The sequence below is a fragment of the Patulibacter medicamentivorans genome, from assembly GCF_000240225.1.
GTDB classification, from domain to species: domain Bacteria; phylum Actinomycetota; class Thermoleophilia; order Solirubrobacterales; family Solirubrobacteraceae; genus Patulibacter; species Patulibacter medicamentivorans.
On the sequence record NZ_AGUD01000279.1, the window covers coordinates 1 to 6,424 of the forward strand.

General features: G+C 74.4%; 6 protein-coding genes. 1 reads left to right on the top strand and 5 read right to left on the bottom strand.

Translation table 11 applies throughout. From position 1 onward, the window contains the following. Positions 1-211: 211 nt before the first annotated feature. Positions 212-952 (bottom strand): LOG family protein, encoded by a 741-nt coding sequence (locus PAI11_RS19425; protein ID WP_007578009.1) that lies wholly within the window; start codon positions 950-952, stop codon positions 212-214. A 67-nt stretch (positions 953-1,019) separates the two neighbouring features. Beyond that, on the bottom strand, positions 1,020-2,183 hold the full coding sequence (locus tag PAI11_RS19430) for a M20/M25/M40 family metallo-hydrolase (protein ID WP_007578011.1): 1,164 nt from the start codon (positions 2,181-2,183) through the stop codon (positions 1,020-1,022). 85 nt (positions 2,184-2,268) lie between these two features. On the opposite strand from PAI11_RS19430, the gene PAI11_RS19435 reads away from it, so the two are divergent. Next, complete coding sequence (locus PAI11_RS19435; protein ID WP_007578013.1) at positions 2,269-2,736, top strand: peroxiredoxin; 468 nt, start codon at positions 2,269-2,271, stop codon at positions 2,734-2,736. A gap of 47 nt (positions 2,737-2,783) precedes the next feature. On the opposite strand, the gene PAI11_RS19440 is transcribed toward PAI11_RS19435, so the two are convergent. From PAI11_RS19440 to PAI11_RS19450, 3 genes are all read right to left on the bottom strand, one after another. Then, positions 2,784-3,938, bottom strand: coding sequence for an acyl-CoA dehydrogenase family protein (locus PAI11_RS19440; RefSeq protein WP_040601056.1), 1,155 nt, complete (start codon positions 3,936-3,938; stop codon positions 2,784-2,786). A gap of 17 nt (positions 3,939-3,955) precedes the next feature. Beyond that, positions 3,956-5,776 (bottom strand): acyclic terpene utilization AtuA family protein, encoded by a 1,821-nt coding sequence (locus tag PAI11_RS19445; protein WP_007578017.1) that lies wholly within the window; start codon positions 5,774-5,776, stop codon positions 3,956-3,958. Further along, positions 5,773-6,424 (bottom strand): acetyl-CoA carboxylase biotin carboxyl carrier protein subunit (locus PAI11_RS19450; RefSeq protein ID WP_040601055.1); only part of this gene is annotated, 652 nt, incomplete at its 5' end. The genes PAI11_RS19450 and PAI11_RS19445, both read right to left, overlap by 4 nt.

Consider the following 6,424-nt stretch of genomic DNA (forward strand, 5'->3'; position numbering starts at 1 on the left):
TGGGGTGCGCCCTCGATCGCACCATTCGCGGCCAAACCAGACCACGTAGACCGAAGCACCCCGCTCCCTTGGCCGCGAGCGATCGAGGGCGCACCGCACCCCCGCGGACCACAGCCGCCACCCCAAACGAGCCCACGAGCGACCGAGAACACCCCGCGGACCACACCCGCCACGAGACGCCGAGCACGCCCCCCACCCACGTCCCCGAAGGTCAGCCCCCCAACGCGCCGTGCGCGTCCCCGGGCCCCCCGGCGTCCCGCGCGTCCGCCGCCTCGTTGCAGATCGCGACCACCTGGTCGAGGTCGTCGGTGACGTGGAACAGGTCGTCGTCCTCGGGCGAGATCAGCCCGTCGGCCATCATCCGCTCGCGCAGCCAGGTCACCAGCCCACCCCAGTAGGCGCTGCCGTGGAGCACGATCGGATAGCGCCGGATCTTGCGGGTCTGGACCAGGCAGAGGACCTCGAACAGCTCGTCCATCGTGCCGTAGCCGCCGGGCAGCGCCACGAACGCGCCGGAGTAACGGACGAACGAGACCTTGCGCGTGAAGAAGTAGTGGAAGTCGATCGCGAGGTCCAGGTACTCGTTGCTGTGGGTCTCGAACGGCAGGTCGATCAGCAGTCCGACCGAACGGCCGCCGGCCTCGTGGGCACCCCGGTTCGCGGCCTCCATCAGCCCCGGCCCGCCGCCGGTCACCACGGTCGCCCGCACGTCGACGGCCAGCCGCCGGCCGAGCTCCCGGGCCAGCGCGTACTCGGGCGTGCCCGGCCCCAGCCGCGCCGATCCGAAGACCGTCACGCCGCGGCGGACGTCGCGCAGCAGGTTGAAGGCCCGGTCCAGCTCGCCGCGGATCCGGTCGAGGCGCTGATCGTCGGTCAGCTCCGTCTCGACCTCGGCGAGATCCTCGTTGAGCAGTTCCTCGTCGAAGCTGTCGGGACGGCGCGGGACGGTCACCGATCGAGCCTAGATGATCGATTCCGGAGCCGGCGCGGATCGTCGGTCGACCGCCGCGACCGCGGGCTCAGGGTGCGGTGAGGACCGCCGCCGCGACCGCCAGCGCGACCTGGGCGCGGGCGACCAGCGCACCCCCGTCGACGTGCTCGTCGATCGCGTGCGCGCCGCCGCCGAGCGGACCGAGCCCGTCGATCGCGACGGCCACGTGCTGAGCCAGGTGGCTGGCGTCGGACGCGCCCCCGCGCGAGGCGGCGACGATCGGACGGCCGAGGATCGCGCCGGCGCGGCTGAGGACCGGCGCGGCGCTCTCGCGGTGGTCCATCCCCGGCCAGACGCGCCCGAAGCGGGACTCCAGCGCGACCCCGTCGAGCGCCTGCGGGAGCGTGGCCAGCACCCGCTCGACCGCGACCAGGTCGTCGGCCCGCAGGTCGCAGGTCAGCTGACCCTCGTCGGGGACGACGTTCAGCGCGGTGCCGCTGCGGATCACGGTCGGGACGACGCTCAGCCGGTGCTCGCTCGTCGGGTCGTGGTGGGCGGCCAGGATCCGGGCGACCTCGGCGAGCGCCAGCAGCGCGTTGCGGCCGTCGTCCGGCGAGCTGCCCGCGTGGGCGGCGCGGCCGTGGGCGGTGGTGCGGATCGTCGCCGCGGCCTTGCGGCGGACGACGACCGCCTCGTCGCCGGCCGCGGTCCGCTCGCCGCCCTCGAAGCAGAGGCAGGCGTCCCAGCCGGCGAACCGCTCGCCGTGGCCGAAGGGGTCCTCGCGCCACTCCTCGTCGGCGACCAGCAGCAGCGCGACCTCGGCGAAGGCCTCGCGCAGGCCCTCGACGGTGGCGAGCGCCCGCAGGACCCCGAGGGCGAGCGCGTCGCCGCCCTTCATGTCGAAGGTGCCCGAGCCGTCCCAGCGGTCGCCGTCGCGCCGCAGCGGGCGGTGCTGGTCGTGCCCGATCACGGTGTCGAGGTGCCCGAGCAGGACGATCCGCCGGCGACCGCTCCCGGGCAGGCGGACCAGCAGGTCGGGCGCGAAGCCGGGCGTCGAGCAGGGCGGTCGCTCGACGGTCGCGCCCTCCGGCAGGCGCTCGAGGACGATCGCGACGCAGCGCTCGATCGCCTCGCCGTCGCCGCTCGGCGACGAGCAGTCGACCAGCGGACCGAGGACCTCGGCGGCGTCGGCCGCGACCTGATCGGCGGCCTGCAGCAGGCGCCACTCGATCTCGTGTTCGGCGGTCGGCACCGACCTACCCTTGCAGTTCGGCCCGACCGCGGGATCCGTGACCGATCGCCCCTCCGGCCCGGGCTGCGGCGCGTAGGCTCTGGACATGGCCTCCACCCCCAAGGTCGGCGACGCGGCGCCGGACTTCACCCTCCAGGGCACCGACGGCTCGTTCACGCTCTCCGAGCAGCGCGGCAAGCGGATCGTGCTGGCCTTCTACCCCGGCGACGAGACCGCGGTCTGCACGAAGCAGATGTGCTCGTACCGCGACCGCGCCGACGACCTCTCCGCGCTCGACGTCACCGTCGTCGGGATCAGCGGCAAGGACGTCGCCAGCAAGGAGTCCTTCCGCGAGCACCACGGCCTGACCGTGCCGCTGCTGGCCGACCCCGACCACGCGGTCGCCCGCGCCTACGGCGTCGCCTCGCGGCTGCTGGGGACCAAGCGCGCGACCTTCGTGATCGACGAGCACGGCACGATCGTCTGGGACAAGATCCACGCGATCGGCCTGACCTACGTCACGGTCGACGAGCTGCAGCGGGTGCTGTCGGCGCTGCCGGCGCCGACCGCCTGAGCGCGGCGCCGGTCGTCGCGCACGACGACCGGCACGCGCGGCCCCACTCAATAGGACTTCGGCAGCCCGAGCGAGTGCTCGGCCACGAAGTTCAGGATCATCTCGGCGCTGACCGGCGCGGTGCGGGTCAGGCGGACGCCCCACCAGAGGTCGGAGAGGCCGTACTCGAGCGTGATCCCGTTGCCGCCGTGGGTCTGGATCGCGCGCTCGACGGCCTCGATCGCGGCCTCGGCGGCGGCGTACTTCGCCATGTTCGACGCCTCGCCCGCCTTCGCTCCGGCGTCGTTCAGGACGGCCGCCTTCTGCGTCATCAGCCAGGCCAGGTCGAGGTCGATCTTCGCCTTCGCCAGCGGGTGCGCGATCCCCTGGTGGGCGCCGATCGGGGTCTTCCAGACCGTCCGCTCGCGCGCATAGGCGGACGCCTTCTCGAGCGCCAGCCGCCCGCCGCCGATCGCCAGCGCCGCGCCGATGATCCGCTCCGGGTTGAGCCCGTCGAAGATCGGGCCGAGCCCGCCGTTGAAGCCGCCGATCAGCCGGTCCTCGTCGACCTCGACGTCGTCGAGGAAGAGCGTCCACTGGTGGTCGGGACCGAGGTACGGCATCGGGATCTTGTCGCGCTTCAGCCCCGGCGCGTCGGTGTCGACCAGCGCCAGCGACGGCAGGCCGAGGTTGCCGTCGTCGAGCACGGCGCGGGTGACGACCAGGATCGCGTCGGACTGCTCGACGCCGGAGATGAACGTCTTCTGCCCGTTGATGACGTACTTGCCGTTGCCGTTCGGCTTGATCGTCGTCCGCAGGTTGTGCGAGTTGGTGCCCGCGTCCGGCTCGGTGATCGCGAACGCCAGCCGCTTGGTGCCGGTGGCGACCCCGCGCAGCCAGGTCTCCTTCTGCTCGGTCGTGCCGTGCTTGGCGAGGATCGAGCCGTTGATCGCGGAGGAGACGACGAGCAGCAGCAGCGTGCTGCCGTTGGCCGCGAGCTCCTCGGCGACGGTGATCAGGCCGAGCATGCCGAGCCCGCCGCCGTCCCACTGCTCGGGGACGTTGATCCCGACGAAGCCGCCCTCGGAGAGGGCCTCCCACATCGCGTTCGGCGGCTCGTCCCGCTCGTAGCACTCGCGCATGTAGTGCGGCCCGAAGCGGTCGGCGATCTCGCGGATCGATCCACGGATCGCCTGCAGCTCGTCGCTCTCGATCAGCGGCAGGACGGGGACGTCGGTGCTCACGGGGTGGTCCTCGCGGGAGTCGGTGGGGTGGTCAGCAGATGCTCGGGCACGGCGACCGGCTGCGCGCGCAGCTGCTCGCCGAGGCCCTTGGCCTGGGGATCGGGTCGGGTCGAGGCGGCGACGCCGTCGCCGAGCAGCCCGACGATCACGAAGTTCAGCGCGCGGATGCCCGGCAGCTCGTGGCGGCGGACCTCGAGCGGCGCCGTCTCCGGCAGCAGCTCGCGCAGCCGCTCGACGGTCAGGAACGACCGCAGCCAGGCGTGGCCGGCGTCGTCGCGGGCCCAGACGCCGACGTTGGCGTTGCCGCCCTTGTCTCCCGAGCGGGCGCCGACCAGCGTCCCGAGCGGGACCGTCCGGGTGGCGGACGCCGGCGGCGCCTCGGCCTGCGGCGGACCCGGGCTCGCGGCGTCGACACGCGCGTCCGCCTCGGCGACCGGTTCCCCGCGCGCCGGCGACGGGGCGATCTCGATCCGGTCCCCGTCCTCGAGCACGACCACGTGCGGGACGCGCTCGGCCGCGACGAGCGCCGGCCAGTGGATCGCGAACGGATGTGCGTCGCCGGGCGGGGCCGTCAGGTGGAAGCCGGGGAAGCTGGACAGGGCCAGCTCGACGATCGCGCTCGAGAAGGCGCGCCCGACGCGCCGGCGATCCGGGTCCTTGACCTGGACCTCCAGCAGCCCGCAGCGCTCGCCGCCGGGGCCGCCGCGGACGACCTGGTCGAGCCGCGTCTCCAGCACCTCCGGCCGCCGATCGCCGAGCGCCGCGTCGAGCTGGCGCTCGAACAGCAGGGCCTTCGCCTCGACGTCGGTTCCGGGGATCACGACGGTGACGGCGTTGCGGTGGCCGCCCGCGTAGTTCACGCAGACCTTCAGCGTCGGCGGCGGCGCGGACCCGCGGACGCCCGCGATCCGGACCCGGTCGGGCCCCTCCTGCTCCAGCCGCAGCGCGTCGAAGTGGGCCACGACGTCGGGGTTGAGGTAGGCCGGATCCGCGATCTCGTAGACCAGCTGGGCGGTCACGCTGTCGACCGAGACGATCCCGCCGGTGCCCGCGTGCTTGGTGATCACGCTCGACCCGTCGGCGTGGACCTCGGCGATCGGGAACCCGGGGTGCAGCAGGTCGGGCACCTCCTGGAAGAAGGCCAGGTTGCCGCCGGTCGCCTGGGCGCCGCACTCGATCACGTGGCCGGCCGCGACCGCGCCGGCGAGCCGGTCCCAGTCCGTCCGCCGCCAGCCGAAGCGCCAGGCGCTGGGGCCGACCACCAGGGCGGCGTCGGTCACGCGGCCGGTGATCACGACGTCGGCGCCCGCCCGCAGCGCCTCGGCGATCCCCCAGCCGCCGAGGTAGGCGTTGACCGTCACCGGCTCGACCCCCAGCTTGCTCAGCGGCCGCCCGTCGTCGAGGTGGCGCAGCGGCTCGCCGGCATCCCGCAGCTCGCCGACGCGGGCGAGCAGGTCGTCGCCCTCGACGTGGGCGACCGCGAGCCGCAGGCCCAGCCGCTCGGCCAGCGCGCGCACGTGCCCGGCCATCGTCGCGGGGTCGAGGCCGCCGGCGTTGGCGACGACCTTGATGCCGCGCTCGACGCAGGTGCCGAGGACCTCCTCGAGCTGCCGCAGGAAGGTCGGGACGGTGCCGTCGCCGCGGCCGGCCGCGCGGGTCCGGGCGAGGATGAACATCGTCAGCTCGGCCAGGTACTCGCCGGTGAGGACGTCGATCGGGCCGTCCTCCACCATCTCGCGGGCGGCCGCCAGGCGGTCGCCGAAGAACCCCGAGCAGTTGGCGATCCGCAGCGGCGCCGCGGCGTCGACGGTCGTCACGCGCCCGCGTCCTCGACGACCGCCAGCACCTGTCCGCCATCGACCTGGTCGCCGACCGCGACCGGCAGCTCGGTCAGGGTGCCGTCGACCGGCGCCGTGATCTCGTGCTCCATCTTCATCGCCTCGAGCACCACCAGCGGCTGGCCGGCGGCGACCTGCTCGCCGGCCGCGGCCAGCACCCGCAGGACCGTGCCGGGCAGCGGCGCGGTCAGCGACCCGGCGGCCGCGTCGGCGCCGTGATCGGGGAAGCGCGGGCGCTCGCGCAGCGCGACCTGGCCGTCCGACGTGGACACCCAGACGGCATCGGCGCCAGCGAAGACCGTGAACCGGTGGCGGATCCCGGCGATCCGCAGCTCGACCTCGTCGGCCGTCGCGCGGACCAGTTCGACGGCGGCCTCGTCCGCCTCGGCGCCGGAGCCCGAGGCGGTCAGCCCGAGCGGCGCGCCACCGACGGTCAGCTCGGCCAGCCGGCCGCTCCGGTCCAGGCGGTAGCGGACCGCGAGCGGGTCGGCGGGCGCGTCGCCGTCGGCGGGCGCCTCGGGCGCCGGCGGGTGAGAGCCGACCACGTCGAAGCTCGTCGCCTGCGGCACGGCCGGCACGTTGCGCCAGCCGCTCGGCGCCAGTCCGCCGACCGTCGCCGTCGCGCGG